General features: G+C 58.2%; 16 protein-coding genes. 7 read left to right on the top strand and 9 right to left on the bottom strand.

Annotated features, from left to right (window positions below):
• Positions 1 to 94 precede the first annotated feature (94 nt).
• Positions 95 to 721, top strand: a complete 627-nt coding sequence (gene gmk, locus AAF739_06975) for a guanylate kinase (GenBank protein ID MEM6382398.1) — start codon at positions 95 to 97, stop codon at positions 719 to 721.
• On the opposite strand, the gene rsmA is transcribed toward gmk, so the two are convergent.
• The 6 genes from rsmA to AAF739_06945 all read right to left on the bottom strand — a co-directional run bounded on the left by rsmA (position 710) and on the right by AAF739_06945 (position 8350).
• On the bottom strand, positions 710 to 1567 hold the full coding sequence (gene rsmA, locus AAF739_06970; protein MEM6382397.1) for a 16S rRNA (adenine(1518)-N(6)/adenine(1519)-N(6))-dimethyltransferase RsmA: 858 nt from the start codon (positions 1565 to 1567) through the stop codon (positions 710 to 712). The genes gmk and rsmA overlap by 12 nt on opposite strands.
• Positions 1564 to 2586 carry a 4-hydroxythreonine-4-phosphate dehydrogenase PdxA gene (gene pdxA / locus AAF739_06965; GenBank protein ID MEM6382396.1) on the bottom strand — a complete coding sequence of 341 codons (1023 nt, stop codon included), beginning with the start codon at positions 2584 to 2586 and terminating at the stop codon, positions 1564 to 1566. The genes rsmA and pdxA overlap by 4 nt, the downstream gene beginning before the upstream one ends.
• A 30-nt stretch (positions 2587 to 2616) precedes the next feature.
• The gene (locus AAF739_06960) at positions 2617 to 3606 is read right to left on the bottom strand and encodes a peptidylprolyl isomerase (GenBank protein MEM6382395.1); all 990 of its coding nucleotides are present in this window, start codon (positions 3604 to 3606) and stop codon (positions 2617 to 2619) included.
• Between the two features lie 115 nt (positions 3607 to 3721).
• The gene (locus AAF739_06955) at positions 3722 to 6100 is read right to left on the bottom strand and encodes an LPS-assembly protein LptD (protein MEM6382394.1); all 2379 of its coding nucleotides are present in this window, start codon (positions 6098 to 6100) and stop codon (positions 3722 to 3724) included.
• Positions 6097 to 7188 carry an LPS export ABC transporter permease LptG gene (gene lptG, locus AAF739_06950; GenBank protein MEM6382393.1) on the bottom strand — a complete coding sequence of 364 codons (1092 nt, stop codon included), beginning with the start codon at positions 7186 to 7188 and terminating at the stop codon, positions 6097 to 6099. The genes AAF739_06955 and lptG overlap by 4 nt, the downstream gene beginning before the upstream one ends.
• Before the next feature lies 1 nt (position 7189).
• Positions 7190 to 8350, bottom strand: coding sequence for an LptF/LptG family permease (locus tag AAF739_06945; GenBank protein MEM6382392.1), 1161 nt, complete (start codon positions 8348 to 8350; stop codon positions 7190 to 7192).
• Between the two features lie 424 nt (positions 8351 to 8774).
• On the opposite strand from AAF739_06945, the gene AAF739_06940 reads away from it, so the two are divergent.
• Genes AAF739_06940 through AAF739_06930 form a run of 3 tightly spaced genes read left to right on the top strand, consistent with a single transcriptional unit; the run spans position 8775 to position 11437 of the window.
• Positions 8775 to 10274, top strand: coding sequence for a leucyl aminopeptidase (locus tag AAF739_06940; GenBank protein MEM6382391.1), 1500 nt, complete (start codon positions 8775 to 8777; stop codon positions 10272 to 10274).
• Positions 10275 to 10292: 18 nt separating this feature from the next.
• The gene (locus AAF739_06935) at positions 10293 to 10775 is read left to right on the top strand and encodes a DNA polymerase III subunit chi (protein MEM6382390.1); all 483 of its coding nucleotides are present in this window, start codon (positions 10293 to 10295) and stop codon (positions 10773 to 10775) included.
• Positions 10775 to 11437 (top strand): YbjN domain-containing protein, encoded by a 663-nt coding sequence (locus AAF739_06930; protein MEM6382389.1) that lies wholly within the window; start codon positions 10775 to 10777, stop codon positions 11435 to 11437. Before AAF739_06935 ends, AAF739_06930 begins: the two co-directional genes overlap by 1 nt.
• A gap of 5 nt (positions 11438 to 11442) precedes the next feature.
• Here the strand turns inward: AAF739_06930 and AAF739_06925 are convergent, their stop codons facing one another.
• A complete protein-coding gene (locus AAF739_06925) occupies positions 11443 to 13356 on the bottom strand; it encodes an ABC-F family ATP-binding cassette domain-containing protein (protein ID MEM6382388.1) in 1914 nt (637 codons plus the stop codon).
• A 79-nt stretch (positions 13357 to 13435) separates the two neighbouring features.
• Between AAF739_06925 and AAF739_06920 the strand changes: the two genes are divergently transcribed.
• The 3 genes from AAF739_06920 to AAF739_06910 all read left to right on the top strand — a co-directional run bounded on the left by AAF739_06920 (position 13436) and on the right by AAF739_06910 (position 16048).
• Entirely contained in the window at positions 13436 to 14119 is a 684-nt protein-coding gene (locus tag AAF739_06920) for a glutathione S-transferase N-terminal domain-containing protein (protein ID MEM6382387.1), read from the top strand.
• A gap of 142 nt (positions 14120 to 14261) precedes the next feature.
• On the top strand, positions 14262 to 14684 hold the full coding sequence (gene ndk / locus AAF739_06915) for a nucleoside-diphosphate kinase (protein ID MEM6382386.1): 423 nt from the start codon (positions 14262 to 14264) through the stop codon (positions 14682 to 14684).
• Positions 14685 to 14941: 257 nt separating this feature from the next.
• Positions 14942 to 16048: a YHYH protein gene (locus AAF739_06910; protein ID MEM6382385.1), complete on the top strand. Its 1107-nt coding sequence runs from the start codon at positions 14942 to 14944 to the stop codon at positions 16046 to 16048.
• A gap of 13 nt (positions 16049 to 16061) precedes the next feature.
• Here the strand turns inward: AAF739_06910 and purN are convergent, their stop codons facing one another.
• Both purN and purM read right to left on the bottom strand, forming a co-directional pair.
• Positions 16062 to 16688, bottom strand: a complete 627-nt coding sequence (purN, locus tag AAF739_06905) for a phosphoribosylglycinamide formyltransferase (protein MEM6382384.1) — start codon at positions 16686 to 16688, stop codon at positions 16062 to 16064.
• Positions 16688 to 17746, bottom strand: a complete 1059-nt coding sequence (gene purM / locus AAF739_06900) for a phosphoribosylformylglycinamidine cyclo-ligase (protein ID MEM6382383.1) — start codon at positions 17744 to 17746, stop codon at positions 16688 to 16690. Before purM ends, purN begins: the two co-directional genes overlap by 1 nt.
• Positions 17747 to 17885 lie beyond the last annotated feature (139 nt).

Genomic DNA, 17885 nt, shown 5'->3' with positions numbered 1-17885 from the left:
TGGGCTGCGCAGCGCCGGACAGTGCCCACTTTATCGTGCCGCTGCCTCCCCAGACACAGTGCACTGATCCCTTTCAGGAACTGGAAAGACGCCTATGAATCGCGGTTACATCCTGGTCCTGTCATCGCCCTCTGGCGCTGGGAAATCCACGCTCGCCCGACAGTTGCTCGCCGACGAAACTGTTACGACGCCTAGGCTTTCGGTCTCTGTCACCACGCGCGGCCGTCGCCCATCTGAGATCGACGGGACACACTATCATTTCATTGATGAGGTGACGTTCCTTCAGCGGCGGGACCAAGGCTCCCTGCTGGAATGGGCAGAGGTGCATGGCAACTTTTACGGTACCCCGCGCGAACCTGTTGAGCGTGCACTGATGAAGGGTCACGTCATGCTGTTCGACATCGACTGGCAGGGTACCGAACAGGTTCGTGCGGCCATGCCCGAAGACACCGTAACGGTTTTCATTCTCCCGCCCAGCTTTGAAGAGCTCCGCGGTAGGATCACGCGCAGAGCGGAAGATAAGCCGGAGGTCATTGAAAAGCGCCTGGACAACGCACGCCAGGAGATGACTCACTGGGTCGACTATGACTATGTCATCCGCAACGAGGACCTCCAAACTGCATACGCCCAGCTGCGCGCTATCTACCTCGCTGAGCAGGTTCGGCGTAGCAGGCAGCCCGGTTTGGCGGACTTCGTTGATGAATTGGTTTCATCCCGTTGAGGCGGCGAGGCCGTTTGCAAGCGCAACATATGTCTCAACGTTGAGGTTTTCCGCCCTTTCGGTCCCCTTGAGACCGACACGATCCATCAATTCCGACAGTGTTACCGCTGACAGAGGCAGTGCCTTCAACGACTGCCGTACCATTTTTCGCCGCTGGCCGAACGCAGCGGCAGTGACGCGTTCCAGCATTTTGGGATCACACGGTAGCGGTTTCGACCTCGGTATAAGCTGCACGACGGCGGAGGTTACTTTGGGTGGGGGGACGAAAGCGGTCGCCGGAACATCGAACAGCCGTTGCGCGTCGCAACGCCAGCCAGCAAGTACCGATAACCGTCCGTAATTTTTGTCACCAGGTTTGGCTACGATACGCAGGGCCACTTCCTTTTGGAACATAAGTGTCAAGCAGTTGAACCAAGGTGGCCATGGCTCCGACATCAGCCATCCCAGAAGCAAGGCGCTGCCGACATTGTAGGGGAGGTTGGCAACGATCTGCGTCGGTGATTCCGACAGATCTGCCATTTTCACCGTTTGCGCGTCCGCAAAGATCACATCCAAGCGACCGTGCGCGGCGTTGCTCAGATCTGCGAGGATTGGAGAAAACCGGTCATCACGTTCCACCGCGATAACGTGTTGGGCGCCTTCTAGGAGCAGAGCGCGCGTCAGTCCTCCTGGACCGGGTCCAACCTCAATCACTGTCCCTTGACCAACAGGCGCAGCGCTGCGCGCAATCTTGCGTGTGAGGTTCAGGTCGAAGAGAAAATTCTGTCCAAGTGATCTTTTCGCGCCAAGTTGAAGGGCCTTAAGCTGATCTGCCAGGCTTGGCAGGGCTTCAATCGCCTCGTTCATCCTTGAACCATCGTAGCCGCCATACGGAGTGCCGCCACAAAGCTCCTGGGCGAGGCGTAGCCCGTTCCTGCCAGTTCGAGAGCCGTCCCATGGTCCGGCGATGTCCGCACGAAGGGAAGGCCAAGCGTCACATTGACGGTGTCATGGAAATCAAGCGCCTTGGCGGGGATCAGCGCCTGATCATGGTAGGTGCAAACTGCAACATCATACCGTCCACGCGCTTCCTCATGAAAAAGCGTATCCGCGGGAAAGGGGCCGTCGATCTGAATCCCGTCTAACCGAAGTCGCTTGATTGCTGGTTCGATCAGCTCTTTTTCCTCGCTCCCAATGGATCCGTTCTCGCCAGCATGGGGGTTCAGTCCCGCGACCGCAAGGCGCGGGTTCTCAATCCCGAAGCGCCGCTGCAAATCAGCGGCTGTGATGCGGCATATGTCGATGATGTCCTGGGACCGAAGGAGGGATGGAACCTGTGCCAAAGGCACGTGGATGGTAACCGGCACCGCACGTAACCTCGGTCCGGCAAGCATCATCACGGACCTCGCTTGCGGTTCAGCAAGTTCGGTTCTGGTGAAATGCTCAAGAAACTCGGTGTGTCCTGGGAACTCAAAGCCGATCTCGTACAAATTGGACTTATTGATGGGCGCTGTAACCAGACCGCTGCAGCGGCCCTCAGCAACCGCACGCGTCGCTGCAGACAGGGACGCGAGCGCGGCTTTGGCAGAGTCCTTTGTCAGCACACCAGCAACGAAGCCTTCCGAGGTGGAGGTGGGCTCAACGGGCAGGTTTGCCCCAACAGGCCGGCCTGCTGAAGGACCGACGATAGAGACGTCGAGGCCCAATTGGATTGCCCGTTCTGACAGTGTGACTGGATCGCCAAAGACTAAAAAGTCTGGGGCGGTCTCACCATCGGGGCCGCCTTTGACAGCTTCGAGGATGATATCGGGCCCTATGCCTCCTGGCTCACCCATCGACACCGCAAGCGGCGCTGGTGGTTTAGCCTTGCCAGCGGTCATTTCCATCGCGTCTGCCAAATGGGATTTGTTATGCGATCAATTCGGCCGAATGATCGTTGCGCTTGCCCGCAAATCGCGGAGATAACCTCGGGAGAGCAGCACACCTTCTTCGTTGCGTAGCTCGTTTTCCACATCGCGGCGAGCGTCCGCATCCGAGCGAATTTCTCGTTTGTTGCAGACAGCGAGCACACTGATACCATTATCTGTGCGCTCGGGCGGTGTGAGCCGACCGGTCGGTGTGTCCGACAACATATCGTTCAGCGGTTCAGACAGGTCAGACGAAAAACGCCGGATTTCATCTTGAACAACCACGCTGGTCAGCTGCCGCGCTGAGGCTATACCCTGGGCACAGGTCTCAAACCGCGCACGCAGGGCGTTGGCTTCACTCTCGCGCCGCTGAAACGCGCTGGCCGGGGAGCCCTCGGGCACGATGAAGATTATCTCGCGAATTGAATATTCGGTGGCGGTGAGAGCCGCCGCATCATCATCGGTGGTTTGGCTATCGAGCGCGGCTAGAACATCCTGCTCGTCGACCTGAACAGTTGCACGAAAACGAGCGCCGACGATCTGGCTCCATAGGATCTGCGCTTCGACGCTGTCGCGCAGGGTGCTGATGTCCACACCTCGCTGTCCCAACGCTTGTCCCAACTGGCTGACGCTCAAGTTGCTTCGACCCGCAATGGTGCGCAGTGCCTCTTCAACCTCATCTTGTGAAACCGATAGGCCTAGTCGGCGCCCTTCCGCCCTTTGCAGCGTTTCATCGATTAATTCATCCTCTGCCCGTGAGCGCGCCTCGGCGCTGGAAAGCCCCTGAAGTCTCAGCAAACCCGACCGAGAATTGATGTCGAAGTTTGTGATGGGGAAATCGTTCACCAAAATCTCAGTAAACACCGTCTGGGCCTGCACGTTTCCGGTTATCAGGTGCAACCCCGATGCGGACATCACTGTGTGGAGCCCGAGCGCTAAGGCCGCAGCTAGTGCTGCGGTTTTATGGGGTCTGCGCATACGGCGGTTGGCGTGAGTCACGGATCAACTCCTCGATTAAGGTATTGCACACGGGCCGGAGCGGTGGGCGGCGATTGCGGCAAAGTTGCGGTGCGGGGTCAGGAACCCGGTCAACGGCAGCACTTAAAGCCCTGGCCTATTGAATTCCAAGGATGTCGTCGAAATCGTCTTCGTCGAACAGATTGGTTTTCGCCTTACCGATGGTGCGCAAGGATACCGACAACATAAGGCGATTGTCGCTTTGGCCTTCGTTTGCTTCAGCAGAAATGCGTGTGTAGGTCAAAGCGATGTCGAAGCACTCGTCTGCGTAAGCCAGACCAACACCCATCCCGAGTGCCTCGTTCTCCTCAAGATCAAAGCGCAAGCTGCCCGCCACGCGCCAGTTTTCGTTGAGTTGTAAGGCTGCTGTGCCCGTGATCTGCTGGATGTCCTGATTGACTCCTCGGCCTGGTTGGGCTGCCAAATAGCTGTAGACCAGTGATCCGGAGATTGGGTCTTCGTTGACAGCCGCAATGATTTCGCCTCGTTCCAGAGTAAAGTCGTCCTCGTCAAAGCGCGCCGACGTCGTCAGTGAGAGACGGTCTCCTAATCGTGCTGATAGTTGGGCGACATAATCGGAACGATCTGTCTCAAGGCCACTGTTAGCCTCATTTAATACGATGGTGGTCGTCGCATAGGGGTTCTCGCCGGCAAGATGGAAGGATTGGCCGACAATTGCGTTGAGGGTGAGCCCATTGGCGAACACACCCGTGTAGCGGGCGCCGATGTTGGCGCGTGTTCCACCCTCAACTTGGTCAAACCCTGAAAATTTGTCCCAGTCGAACAGGGTGGTCGCGTCGAACACCAAAGACTGGGAATCTTCGATCGGGTTTTCGCCTCGATCCTCAGCGTCGGGTCGCACAATGAACTGCGCGACTGGTTCGATGATGTGGCTACTACCGGGAGCGGTTACCAGCAGAGGCCAGCTCCACTCCACCGCAGCGTAGGGCATCCCGCGAAGGTAGGTGTCTTCGGTCTCCGTTATCCCGGCCAACAACGCGTTGTTCGTAAGATCATATCCAATTGCGTCACCGCGAAAGCCGACGCTCGGTGTTATGACTTGACCAACAGGTCCGATAAATTGCCGGCGCCATGAAAGGTCGATGCTGGCGCGCTGGTACCGCCCGTCCAAACCTTCAAACACAGCTTGGGGTGGGGCGCCGTTAATACTCAGCTGATCCGCCCAGACCTCATCACGATAAAGACTGGTGACGTTTGAGGTAACTCGAAGCTCACCGCCGAGGAAGCCGGGCGAGAAGCGACGGTCGTAATCGATCAAGGGAGCCGTCCACGGCTGATCCTGTTCGTTCAGGTTGGTGACTTCAATACGTTGGAGGCGCGCGTCAAAATAACTGCGGTCATGCAGCCCAGTGAGAAAGATGTCGGATACGATCTGGTTGGCGTTCTCAGTTTCGATATCGTAATCGCGAAAATAGCGCCGGTCCGATTGCAGATAGATATTCCATCCTGCTTGCCAGCGCGAATTCAGCTGAAACTCGCCATTTGTGGCTATCCCGCCGCGCCAATCGGTCTGTCCCGGCTCGCCGGCAAATTGGTCGGGGTTGAGCTGATGGACACCGGAGGCACGAAACGAATACGAGCCACGCTCGAGACGTTGTCGCCACTCAGCGGCGAGGTGCAGCCCCTGCTCGGTCAAAGCCGTTGGCGTTATCGTGAGGTCGTAGCTAGGGTCTAACGCAATATAGTAAGGCACAGAGACCGATGCCCCCAAATCGCTCTCCCAGACGAATGTGGGGGCCAGAAAACCTGTCTTGCGTTCAACAGTCGGGTCGGCATGAGCGAAAAATGGCACCCAAGCGATTGGAATTCCGAAAAAATCTAGCCGAACATTCCGATAATAGACCATCTGCTCGGCTTGGTCGTAGGTAATCTCATCGGCACTGAGCAACCACGTGCGTGGCTTGTCGGGGTTTTCCTCGCATTCAGGGCACGCAGTGTAAGTCCCCTCTTCAAAGACCGTTATCTGATCGTCCCGCCGCGTTGCAGAGCGGGCTGTGAAGAAGGCGTTGTCCGGCGTTTCAACTTCGAGGGCATCAACAAAGCCATCGCCCAAAGTCTCGCTCAGATCGGCTCTGCGTGCACGCAAAACAATGCCCGATGGCTCGACCAGGATTACATTGCCAGTTGCCATGACCCGCGCTTGCCGACGGTCGTAAACGATTTCGTCTGCGTCGACGGTGTACCCATCGTAAAACAGACGCACGGAACCTAGCGCGATGACCCGATCGGTTGCTTCATCATAAACCAGTTGGTCGGCTTCTAGGAAAAGCTGGGCGTTCGGATCGGGTTCGCGCAGACCTGCAATGGTTTGGGTTTGTGCGTGGGCGGGTATCACAGGTAGCGAGACCAGTGACACCCCAAGGCAAGCTGCTGCAGCGACGGCGCTAGAAAGCGCGGTCGACTTGCGTCGAACGCCACCTATCAGAACCTTGCGCTGGACCGGTCTGGAGGTCATCCGTCCTCCAGGTGTAACAGTGCTGTTACGCCGAAAAGCGCGGCGGCAACCGGTGGAACCCAAGCCGCCAGTAGGGGTGCGACCAAACCAGCACTCCCCAGATCGCCCGCTATCTCGTTGATGACAAACACAACAAACCCAGCACTTAAGCCTGCAACCACCAGCGGTGTCGTTCCGCCATGCCTAGAGAACCGCAAGGAAACGGTTGCAGCAACCAACACCATGGCCATAAGCAGCATGGGGCGCGCGAGCAAGGCCTGAAACTGAAATCTGTACCGATCTGGTGACAGGCCTGCTTGCATCGCCTTTGCTGAAAGCTCGGGCAAGATCCAAATCGGCGCGTGGTTCGCGGGCGTAAAGCGCCCGATCACTTCGTTGGCAGTCAGGGGTGTCGGCAACTCCGCTGTCGGCTGGCTTTGTTGAATGCCGTCCGGGTCCGTTCGCGTCACCGCGCTCAAGCGCCAAACGCCATCGTCGAGCAAGCCGGTTTGTGCGTCTATCCGCTCAATAAAGGTTCCACCGGCCCCGAAGATTAGCGCGCTCATACTGTTCAATTGCTGACCGCCATTGAGAGCCGAAACCGCTCGAACGATAGCCGAACCGCCATCAGGAAGTGACTGGCGAAACCAGATTTCACGGTCAGGGTCGACTGTGACGCCCCCGCCCGCAAACTGCTCGGCGAGGAGGGCATCAGAGCGCTGCTTGGCTGCTGCGGCGAGGGGATTGTAAACAAGGCTTGCTGCGATCCCGAGCCCGGTGGCCACAATAAGAAGCGGCAGCAAAAACTGCCATGCAGAGACGCCTGATGCGCGTGCGATGACCAGCTCAGAGCGGCGTGTGAGTGCCACAAGTGAAATAATGGCACCAATCAGAACCGCAAATGGCAACAGCTGTTCGGCCAGGGTCGGAAGCCGCATTGTGGAAATGGCCACAACCACATCAAATGGCACGTCCAACTCCGCAGCCTGCCGACCGAGTTCCATAAGGTCGATCATCAGCATCAAAAAGAACGCGCCGACGAACACTAGGACGGCATTCCGGGCAAAATTACCTGCAAGATAGAGGCTAAGGGACCGGGAAAGGCGCATCTTACTCAGCCGCCACGCGGCCATCGAGGGTGCCGCTGTCTGCGCGCGTCCTCGGCAATTCCATCCGTTTGCGCAGCAGAACGAGACCGCCGGCAAAGACGGCGATAGGCACCATGTAGATGAGCGGCCATGCTGCTGGTGCTGCAGCAATCAGACTTGCCGACCCAAATTGTGCGCCCTGTAACAGCGCCGCGGCCCCGATCGCCGCGATGACACGCTTTCCCCGACCGGCGCGGCCTGAATGTGGCGTGCCAAGGGCAACGGCGACGATGATGGCCAGTGCCAGTGGATACAGCGGCAGCGCCAAGCGGGTATGCAGCTCTTCGGCAAACCGTCCTGGTCGTGCCTGGAAGAACGGATCATCAGGTTCTGGGTTCAGCAAGTATCGCGTAGATCGTTCCGAGGGTTTGAAAAATCCGCTCGCGCCGCCAGGCTCGGAAAAGCTCAGGTCGATGGCATAGGTGTCGAAGTATAGGTAGGCATTGCTCAGCCTGCCCGAGTCCGACAGCGTGCGCCGCTGGATCATGCCGTCCTCAACCGCCAAGAAGGACCCTTGTTCCGTTCGAACGATCGTCCCGCGCTCGGCGAAGTAGATCAGTTCCTCTGGGTAGGCGCTGGTATCGGCAATGACGATGTCAGTAAGAAGCCCGCCGGGTTGCCGCGCGCGCATATGAAAAGTGAGCCCGTCTTGAAGCCTGACGAACGTGCCCTCTCGTACCGCGCTTGAAAGCAGGTCGGCGCGTGCTTCGGAGACCAACAGGCGCCACGCCATCTGGGCGGGTGGGGCAACAAAATGACCAATGATCCCGACGGTAAGGCTGACCAGGAGGGCTACGGCGAACAGCGGTCGAAACAGTCCGCCAGGCGAGCCGCCTGATGCGTTCATGACCACGATTTCGCTTTCGGCGCTCAGCCGATTGAGGGTCAACAAGAGAGCGAGAAAAAGGCCAATCGGCGCAACAAGTGAGATCAGTGCCGGAAGGCTGAGAAAGGTCAGAACCGCAAACGTGGCAAGCGCCGCGCCTTGGTTGGTCACAACATCGAGTTCCTGTAGCGCGACCACACAGATGATGAGTGCGGTCATGGCCAATACCATGCCACCGAGCGACCCAAGCGCCATGGTGAAGACGTAGCGATCAAGCAGGCCAACCCGACCTTTCATGCGCTCAAACCCAGCATCAGTTCCCACTCCCACACCGCATAGCTCTATGTGCCCGATTCGCCCCTGTTTGTCCGGCATTTGCCGGATAACAAAGAGTGCATGTTCTTGGCTTCTCGCATCCGCTTGAGCTGCGCCACCAACAATTCCGAACGGCATCGTTCAGCAATCGGCAACCTAACTGAAACCTTAACGTAGTCTTGCGGTTTGATCACGGTTCGCGGGTCGCCGTGGTTGAGCAATGGTAAACATATAAACGGTCGCCGCCAATCGGCAGACTTGCCAAAGTGCCCGCGATGCGTCACCTCACGTGTGGCGCACAGCAGCTCCGCCCAGAGCTCGCCGCTGTGCATTTCCCACGTTCTTTGTTGAGGATCCGATGCCCCAGGTTACCTACACGTTCGTTGATCGCGCTTCAGACGCAGCGATGCCGGACATCGATGAGGAGCTCGTCATTATATTGGTCGCGGATGTCGAAGAGCTGGCTGGAAGCGCCGCGGCAATAGACGCAGCGGGCAAGGGCGCACTCAAGGCCGCTCTTGCCGCGGCGAAGATGAAGGCAAGCTGGGGGTCTTCCAAAGCATTCTTCGCACTACCGGGTGCGCCTGCGTCGCACCTGATCGCGTTATCGGCGGACGCAGGGAAGGCGTCCGGCCCTGAACCCCATCTGCATCTCGGCGGAAAAATCGCGTCCAGCGTGGGTAAGTCACCTTCGGCTGCGCTTCTGCTTGATGATCTCGGAGCCGGAGAGGCAGCCGAGCTGCTGGCCGGCATAAAGCTCGGTGCCTACAAGTTCGAGCGTTACAAAAGCCAAGCCGGGCAAGCTGCTTCTAGCGATGAAGCAGCGGACGATGCAGCCGAGGAGGCTGAGAGCGCGCCGCAGGCGATCAGCATTACCGTGTACACCAAAGACAAAGCCGAGTTGGAGCTGGCCTATGCGAAGGCGGAAGCAGTTGCCGCTGGGACCATTCTCGCCCGTGACTTGGTCAATGAGCCCGCCAATGTCCTTGGCCCCGTCGAGTTCGCCGGCGTCGCAGAGGCGTTGCGCGATCTGGCTGTTGAAGTCACGGTTCTTGACGAAGAAGCGATGGCAGATCTCGGGATGAACGCCCTATTGGGCGTTGCACTGGGGTCCGAAAAGCCTGCGCGCATGGCGATCATGCATTGGAAGGGCGGAGCCGACGACGAAAAGCCCGTCGCAATCGTCGGCAAGGGCGTTGTCTTCGACACCGGTGGTATCTCGATCAAGCCAGCCGGTGGCATGGAGGCGATGAAAGGCGATATGGGCGGCGCTGCCTGCGTGACGGGGCTCATGCACGCTCTAGCTGCACGCAAGGCCAAGGCAAACGTCGTTGGCGTTATCGGGCTGGTGGAAAACATGCCTGACGGCAAAGCGCAGCGGCCCGGTGACATCGTTACCTCGATGTCGGGAAAGACAATCGAGGTCATCAACACCGACGCGGAAGGTCGTTTGGTGCTCGCCGATGCGCTGCACTACACGCGGGAAACCTTTGAGCCAACGGTCATGATCGATCTCGCGACGCTCACCGGCGCAATCTTGGTCGCCTTGGGACAGGAATATGCGGGAATGTTCTCAAACGATGACGCATTGGCCGAGCAGCTTCACGCAGCCGGCAACGCGACAGGAGAGAAGGTTTGGCGCATGCCGCTTGGACCGGCTTACAACAAGCTCATCGACAGCACCTTCGCCGATATGAAGAACGTTGGCGGTCGTTATGCCGGTTCGATAACAGCCGCAGAGTTCTTGCAGCGTTTTGTCGGCGATACGCCATGGGCGCACCTCGACATCGCGGGCACGGCGATGTCCGCGCCTAAGTCTGCGATCAACAATTCATTCGGTTCTGGCTTCGGTGTTCGGCTGCTTGATCGGTATATCGCCGAGGTACACGAAAGCGCCAGCAGCTGAGGCACCAGGCGAGTTCAGATGACCCAGATCGGTTTTTACCATCTGACCTCGACGACGCTCGAGTCCGCTCTGCCCACTCTTCTGCTCAAGTCCCTTGAGCGGCGGTGGCGCGTTGTTGTTCAGGCAGCGGATCGAGACAGGCTGGCTGAACTTGACACCCATTTGTGGACCCACTCCCAAGCAGGCTTTCTTCCACATGGGAGTTCGGTCGGTTCCGATGGACATCCTGATCCGAATTCGGAGCGCCAGCCGGTCTGGCTGACAACCGAAGATGACAACCCAAACCGCGCAACCGTACGTTTTTTTGTCGCAGGGGCGTTCCCCGACCACGAAACCGACTTCCAAGCTTATGAACGGCTCGTCCTGATGTTTAACGGCCAAGAGCAGCAGGAGGTCGAGGCGGCGCGCACCTGTTGGCGCGCTCTAAAAAGTTCCGATGGCGAACTCATCTATTGGAAGCAAACCCCTTCCGGCACTTGGGAGAAAGCGGGCGATACTTAATGCCCAAGACCCAATGGATTGAACGTCGTCTCCCGATGCGCCACAGTTGGGACTGCCATGCGACCTGGGGATCGATCACGATGAAGAAGCGCGCGCCGAATTTATCCAGCAAGCAGTATCGAGCCTCCGGGCGTCGCGTTGCGTTGGTCTTTCCCTTTTGTCTCGCCCTGTTAGGCATCAATGGTGCGGCGTTGGCTCAGAAAGGCCCCGCTCCGGCTCCCGCACCAGAACGAACGGAAACATTCGTTACCAACCCAGGCGGAAGCGTCGGTGGTCTGTTGTTCGCTGACATAGATGACCTCGTACTGCTCGCGGCCGAAAAGGGTGCTGCAACTGTTGAACGGGACGATGATGGCGCGCGGTATGTCGCCGCAAAAATGGACGGCCTGAACTACGTGATCGACGTTTACAATTGTGACCCGGACTGCGCAGACCTCACGCTGACTGCCTCATTCACACTTGATGGTATCACTGTCGAACGCATCAATGAATGGAACCAGACCCGACGGTTTAGAAAGGCTTATATCGGTTCTGATGGAGACGCGGTTATCCAATTCGCCATCAACACACGGCACGGCATCAAGGTCGAGACGTTTCGCGATGATTTGGTCTGGTGGGAAACTGTTTTGCCTGAGTATGCGGAGTTCATCGGTTTCCGCTAACCGCGTCAGCCAGCTTCGTCGGGCGCCTCATCGAGCGCTTCATGCAACTCCAACCAGCGGCTTTCCCAGCGGCTCTGCGCGGCTTCTCCTTGCGCGCGAAGCGCTGCGAGCTTAGCACCACGCTCAGCGTTCTTCGCAAACAGCCCCGGGTCCGAAAGCTCAGCGTCGATTTTTTTGATCTGATCGCGGATCGAGGCGAGCTTTGCTTCGGCCTCCCTTATGTGCTTCCGCACCGTTGCCGGGTTAGGCCGCTTGGGCGGCTGGGAAGACGCCTCGCTCTCGGATCTTTCGAAGCGTCTGCGCGCCTTCTGCTTTGCTTTGCGTGCCTTCTTGTCGATCGGTGCTTTACCATCGACACGAGCGAGTATGCCGCGCCTATAGGCCGAAAGATCGTCGTCGTAGACCGCCAATTGGCCGTTTTCGATAAGCCAAAGCTGATCCGCGGTCGCTTCGATCAGGTGCCGATCATGGGAAATAACGATCACAGCGCCTTCAAAGGCAGTCAGAGCAGCGATCAGTGCCTCGCGGCTTTCCATATCAAGATGGTTCGTTGGCTCGTCGAGGATCAGCAGATCGCAGCCCCCGAAGGTAATAAGCCCCAGCAGAAGGCGTGCACGTTCTCCGCCCGATAGCTTGCCCGCAGGCGTTTCCATGCGCAGACGATCAAAGCCCATTTGGGCCGCCCTTGCCCGGACCCGCGCTTCGGGTTGGTGAGGCATCCGTTCACGTACGGCACCAATGGGTGATTGCTGCGGGTTGAGATCATCAAGCTGGTGCTGGGTGAAGAACGCGACGCGCATTTTAGCGGGATGCACCAGACGCCCCGATTGGCGCTTCAGCCTGCCCGCCAACAGTTTCGCGAACGTCGATTTGCCATTTCCGTTCTGGCCGAGCAGCGCGATCCGGTCATCCGGATCAAGCCGGAAGGTCATACCCGACAGGATCGGCTTATCGGGTTCATAGCCGACTGCGAGGTCAATGCCGGAAATAAGCGGCGGTGATTTCACTTTCAGTGGGCCCTCAAAGTGGAAGTCGGCGACGCGTTCATCGATACGTTGAGCGAGCGGTTCCATCTTGGACAGAACCTTCAAGCGTGACTGAGCCTGGCGTGCCTTGGTGGCCTTTGCCCGGAACCGATCAACGAAACTCTGAAGATGTGCGCGCTGTGCCGCCTGTTTCGCCTGAGCCTTGCTCTCGACCGCCAGCTGCAATCGGCGCTGTTTATCGAATGTGTCAAACGGGCCGCCATAGAGCTGCAAACGCCGTTGCTCGAGATGCAGCGTTTGCGAGACGGCGCTGTTCAGCAGGTCGCGGTCATGGCTGATGACAATGAGGGTGTGCGGATAACGCGCAAGATAGGTCTCGAGCCAAAGCGCGCCCTCGAGATCAAGGTAGTTGGTCGGTTCATCGAGCAACAGAAGGTCGGGCGCCGAGAAGAGGACCGCAGCCAGTGCAACGCGCATACGCCATCCGCCGGAAAAGTCGGCGCAAGGTCGCCTTTGTTCGTCATCGCTGAAGCCGAGACCTTTCAGGATGCGGGCGGCGCGGGCTTCTGCCGAGTGCGCGCCAATGTCGGCCAAACGCGTTTGAATCTCTGCAATCCGCAGGCCGTCGGTTGCCGTTTCCGCTTCCCTCAAGAGCGCACTACGCTCGCCGTCGGCCGCCATGACGACGTCGAGAAGGCTATCCGGTCCGGCTGGAACCTCCTGGTCCACGCCGCCATGTCTGGTACGCGGTGGCAATCGGATTTCTCCGCTTTCGGGTGCAACCTCCTCCCGAATGAGCTTGAAAAGCGTGGTCTTACCCGCGCCATTTCGACCAACGAAACCGACCTTCGAGCCTTTTTGAATGACGGCACTCGCTCCGTCGAACAGCAGCCGATCGCCTAACCGGTAGGTCACATTTGAGATTTCAAGCATGGGGGGCGGTAGCATTGCCAAGGTCAGCGGTCCAGCGCACAAGGGCTTCTGGCAATCAAGCTGATATGAGCGAACGGATATGAGAACCTTATACGAGTTATGTGGTGCGGAACCGGACAGACTGTTTTCGGCCTACTCGTGGCGGGTGCGGCTGACCCTTGGTTTGAAGGGGCTTGCGTTTGAAAATAAACCCACGCCCTTCACGCGAATACCCAAAGATCTGGAAGGCATCCACAACCGTGTCCCGGTGCTGATCGACGGCGCGCGAACGATCGTGGAGAGCTTTGATATCTGCGCCTATCTCGAAGAGCAGTATCCTGAAACTACAAGCATCTTTGGCGGACATGGTGGGATTCAGAACGCAGCCCTGATCGACAATCTGATAGTGACCGGGCTCTATCCCACGATCTCTCGGATGATCATCAAGGATATCCACGATCAGCTCGCGCCCGCCGATCAGGCGTACTTCAGAAAGAGCCGGGAGGCACGGTTCGGCGCATCGCTCGAAGACGTCCAGCGCGGTCGCGACAGGGAGCGGGCGCGACTGGCAACGTTTCTCAAGCCCTACCGCCGACGACTTGAAAGCGCAGACTATCTCGGTGGTGCCCAACCGCTGTTCGCAGACCTCGCACTGACAGCGTCTTTTTGCTGGGCCAAGGCGACATCAACCTATGATGTTTTAGCTGGCGACGAACTCATGGAAAGCTGGTTCTGGCGTGTCATTGACGCCTGTGGCCAAAGGTCTGCGTTGAAGCTTGCTTGAACAAAAAAAGGTCGCATGGAAACGCGCGACCTCTGATAGCCCGCTTGATGCGTTCGCGCGCCCGGCCTATACCGCGCCCACTCAGGCGCCGGGCGATCCGCGTGCACATCCCAAAACCCTCGATATGAATAGGAACGCCATCATGGCCATTGAACGCACTTTTTCCATGATCAAGCCCGATGCCACACGCCGTAATTTGACCGGGCAAATTACCGCCAAGCTCGAAGCCGCCGGCTTGCGGGTTGTCGCCTCCAAGCGCGTGTGGATGAGCCGCAAGGACGCGGAAGGCTTTTACGCCGTCCACCGTGAGCGCCCGTTCTTTGACGAGTTGGTTGACTTCATGTCTTCCGCGCCGACTATCGTTCAGGTTCTTGAAGGCGAAGACGCCATCGCCAAGAACCGCGAAGTCATGGGCGCGACAAACCCCGCCGAGGCAGACGATGGAACCATCCGTAAGGAGTTCGCCCTGTCAATCGGCGAGAATTCCGTCCATGGATCCGACGGACCGGATACCGCCAAGGAAGAGATTGCTTACTGGTTCTCTGAGTTGGAGATCGTCGGTTAATCAAAGGCTTGAAGGTGCTCGGCACCGTGGATCTGATGATGAAGAAGGCGGCACATGGAGCCGCCTTTTTTATGAGAAATCAGCGCTTTCTGTCCATATTGTCATGAAGCAAAGGTAATGGACAAAGCAAGAACATGACCGAAGCTTAACTGGTAGTCGAACGCCCGACGGCCCACCTTCACGGCATCCTCACGGATCCGTGAACAAGCGCCGGAAGGCAAGCTTTGAGCTGATCCACAGCGCGAAAGGCGACGACCATGCACACCCCACAATCCCACGAAGCTTCAAGTGACACATCAAGAGATGCCATTCCGGGATGGAAGCGTCTGACCCTGGCCGCAATGGTCCTCGTTCTTCTCGCTGGCACGGCGATACCTACGACCTCCTTCGCCCATTCTGGCCACGATGAGGAAGTTGCTGCAACAGGCCAGGCACTCGTCGAGGAGCATCAAAGTGTCCTCGATCTGCTGCTTGAAGAGCTGGCGATCGGCGGTGCTACGGCTGCGGCGAGCTTCAGCATCACGGCAAATGGAAGCGTTCGGACAATTACCGCCGACGGCCTACCCGACCACCAGACAGGTTCGTTTCCCAACCAAGGCAATCCCCACAGTATCGAGCCCCAAAGCTACCGTTTCGAAATGCCCGTGGAGCCTGTCGCGACGTCCACAACGACATCGACCGATGAGTATGTTTTCGGCGTCGCGTCCAACGGCGTGATCTTTGACCCGGCCACGGCGGAGTTCTGGAACGGTGATCGTTCGTCAGGATGGAACTATGAGGCGTTTGGGACGCAGTCTCAGGATCTGGGGCTCGATTCAAGCAACGCCCACGTCCAGCCCAATGGGGCCTATCATTATCACGGTATTCCCGAAGCACTGCTCGAGCGACTGAGCCAAGGTAACGCGCCAACGCTGCTCGGCTATGCCGCCGACGGTTTTCCGATCTATGGACCCTTAGGATACGCAGACTCGGATGATCCAACATCAGGACTGGTGGAGTTGGGCTCCGGCTGGGAGTTGAAGGTCGGGGAACGCGACTCGGGTCCCGGTGGAGCCTATGATGGCACCTTTACTGCCGACTGGACCTTTGCCGGTACAGGGGATCTTGATGCGTGCAATGGACGAACGGGCGTGACCGCCGAGTATCCCGAAGGCACCTATTACTACGTTATCACGGACGAATTTCCCTATGTTCCAAGATGCTTTGTTGGGACACCGGACGACAGCTTCATGAAACAGAGTGTCCGTGGCAGCGTGCAGCCGCGGCAGCGACCGGGAGAGCGTCGTGCCGACGGACGTCGTCCACCCCGTCCAAACCACGATGGCCGTCCAGGGTTTCGTCGCCCGCCGCCACCACGAGGCTGATTGAATGAACCGGTCAGGTGAGGGGGGTGACGCCGATCACCCGCTCACCATCCACGCGAACTGTTCCGTTGGGAAGCCCACGCGCAAGCTCACCAAGGACGTGGGGATAAAGACGGTGCTCCTGTTCAAGCACCCGCGCAGCCAAGCTTTCCGCATCATCACCAACGATAACTGGAACGCGGGCCTGATCAATTATGGGCCCGGTATCCATCTCTGGTCGCACAAAGTGGACCGTGCAGCCATGCTCGGAAACGCCCGCATCGAGAGCCTGTTGGTGGGTATCGAGGCCCTTGAAAGCCGGCAGCAGAGAGGGATGAATGTTGATCAGTCGGTCGGACCATTGCCCCGTGAACCAAGGTGTGAGTATGCGCATGAAGCCGGCCAGGCAGACCAACTCGACGCGCGCTGTTCGAAGCTCCTGATCGAGCGCACGCTCAAAGGCTTCTCGGTCTTTTCTAAACCTTTTGTGATCGACCGCTATGGTCTCGACCCCATGGTGTTTTGCGATTTGCAGACCGGCTGCGTTCGGGCGGTTGGAGCCGACCAAAACAATCTCAGCGGGAAATGCAGGCTGGGAAGCGGCGTCGAGCAGGGCTTGCATGTTCGACCCACGACCAGAAATGAGAATTGCTGTGCGCATCACCAGCTTTTTGGCAGCTTGTTGAAGCTGACGGGAGCCGACGTCCGAGGCACCAGCTCACCAACCAAAACCGGTGCTTCGCCAGCGTCACTGAGGGCACCGATCACCGAAGCGCTCTGCTTATGCGCCACGGCGAGTACCATACCAAGCCCGCAATTGAAGGTCGCTAGCCGGTCCTCATTTCCAAGGCCAGCTAAGGCTGATAGCCAATCCATTGCTGGAGGCTGTTTCACCTGGGAAAGATCGAGGTCCGCCGCGAGCGCTTCTGGAAGCATCCTTGGTATGTTTTCGACAAGGCCACCACCGGTAACGTGCGCCAACCCTTTGATACCATCGGTTGTGCGCAGTGCTGCGAGTATCGGTTTCACATAAATTTGCGTCGGCTCAAGCAGTGCATCGCCGACGGACAGCTCGCCCGTAAACGACGTACCATCACTGTAAGACAGCCCATGGTCGTTCAGAATTTTTCGGATGAGTGAAAAGCCGTTTGAGTGGAAGCCCGAAGATGGCAGTCCAATGAGAGCGTCACCGGCCCGCATGTCGTTACGTGGCAGAACACGCGCTCGTTCAACGGCACCAACGCAGAAACCTGCAAGATCATAGTCTCCTGCGGCATACATCCCGGGCATCTCCGCTGTCTCGCCACCAATCAGGGCGCACGCCGCTTGTCTGCAGCCCGTGGCGATCCCGGCAATAACAGCTTCTGCCGCGTCGACATCGAGATGGGCTGACGCGAAATAATCGAGAAAGAACAGCGGCTCAGCGCCTTGCACGATAAGGTCGTTGGCGCACATTGCCACCAGATCGATTCCGACCGTGTCATGCCTACCGGTTTCTATCGCCACCTTGAGTTTTGTGCCGACGCCATCGTTAGCAGCGACCAAAACAGGATCTTCGTAGCCGCAAGCCGCCAAATCGAACAGGCCACCGAACGCGCCAAGATCTGGCGATGAACCGGTGCGCGCAGTCGATTGTGCAAGCGGCTTGATGCGGTCAACAAGCGCCGCGCCTGCCTCAGTGTCGACGCCTGCTTCGCGATAGGCTTTTGATGCCCGCATGACGGCTCCTTCGAAATCTGGACGTCAGGTGACGCATTCCCCCGGGCAATTCAAGCGCATATGCCTGCGCGTGTTGTCTAGAACCGGGACAGGATTGATCTTATTGTTCATAACGCGCAGGCCGCGCGTTTTTGCTACA

Source organism: Pseudomonadota bacterium (genome assembly GCA_039024915.1).
Classification (GTDB): Bacteria; Pseudomonadota; Alphaproteobacteria; order Rhizobiales; family MH13; genus MH13.
This window is presented reverse-complemented; position numbering and strand designations above follow the sequence as displayed.

What these genes read in the sequence shown, in the direction of transcription:
- AAF739_06925 (MEM6382388.1), bottom strand. Translation starts at nt 13,356, where the DNA reads ATGCTTGAAATCTCAAATGTGACCTACCGGTTAGGCGATCGGCTGCTG.
- rsmA (MEM6382397.1), bottom strand. Translation starts at nt 1,567, where the DNA reads ATGAACGAGGCGATTGAAGCCCTGCCAAGCCTGGCAGATCAGCTTAAG.
- AAF739_06930 (MEM6382389.1), top strand. Translation starts at nt 10,775, where the DNA reads ATGCCCAAGACCCAATGGATTGAACGTCGTCTCCCGATGCGCCACAGT.
- AAF739_06945 (MEM6382392.1), bottom strand. Translation starts at nt 8,350, where the DNA reads ATGAAAGGTCGGGTTGGCCTGCTTGATCGCTACGTCTTCACCATGGCG.
- AAF739_06910 (MEM6382385.1), top strand. Translation starts at nt 14,942, where the DNA reads ATGCACACCCCACAATCCCACGAAGCTTCAAGTGACACATCAAGAGAT.
- purM (MEM6382383.1), bottom strand. Translation starts at nt 17,746, where the DNA reads ATGCGGGCATCAAAAGCCTATCGCGAAGCAGGCGTCGACACTGAGGCA.
- AAF739_06935 (MEM6382390.1), top strand. Translation starts at nt 10,293, where the DNA reads ATGACCCAGATCGGTTTTTACCATCTGACCTCGACGACGCTCGAGTCC.
- pdxA (MEM6382396.1), bottom strand. Translation starts at nt 2,586, where the DNA reads ATGGAAATGACCGCTGGCAAGGCTAAACCACCAGCGCCGCTTGCGGTG.
- AAF739_06920 (MEM6382387.1), top strand. Translation starts at nt 13,436, where the DNA reads ATGAGAACCTTATACGAGTTATGTGGTGCGGAACCGGACAGACTGTTT.
- AAF739_06940 (MEM6382391.1), top strand. Translation starts at nt 8,775, where the DNA reads ATGCCGGACATCGATGAGGAGCTCGTCATTATATTGGTCGCGGATGTC.
- ndk (MEM6382386.1), top strand. Translation starts at nt 14,262, where the DNA reads ATGGCCATTGAACGCACTTTTTCCATGATCAAGCCCGATGCCACACGC.
- gmk (MEM6382398.1), top strand. Translation starts at nt 95, where the DNA reads ATGAATCGCGGTTACATCCTGGTCCTGTCATCGCCCTCTGGCGCTGGG.
- purN (MEM6382384.1), bottom strand. Translation starts at nt 16,688, where the DNA reads ATGCGCACAGCAATTCTCATTTCTGGTCGTGGGTCGAACATGCAAGCC.
- AAF739_06955 (MEM6382394.1), bottom strand. Translation starts at nt 6,100, where the DNA reads ATGACCTCCAGACCGGTCCAGCGCAAGGTTCTGATAGGTGGCGTTCGA.
- lptG (MEM6382393.1), bottom strand. Translation starts at nt 7,188, where the DNA reads ATGCGCCTTTCCCGGTCCCTTAGCCTCTATCTTGCAGGTAATTTTGCC.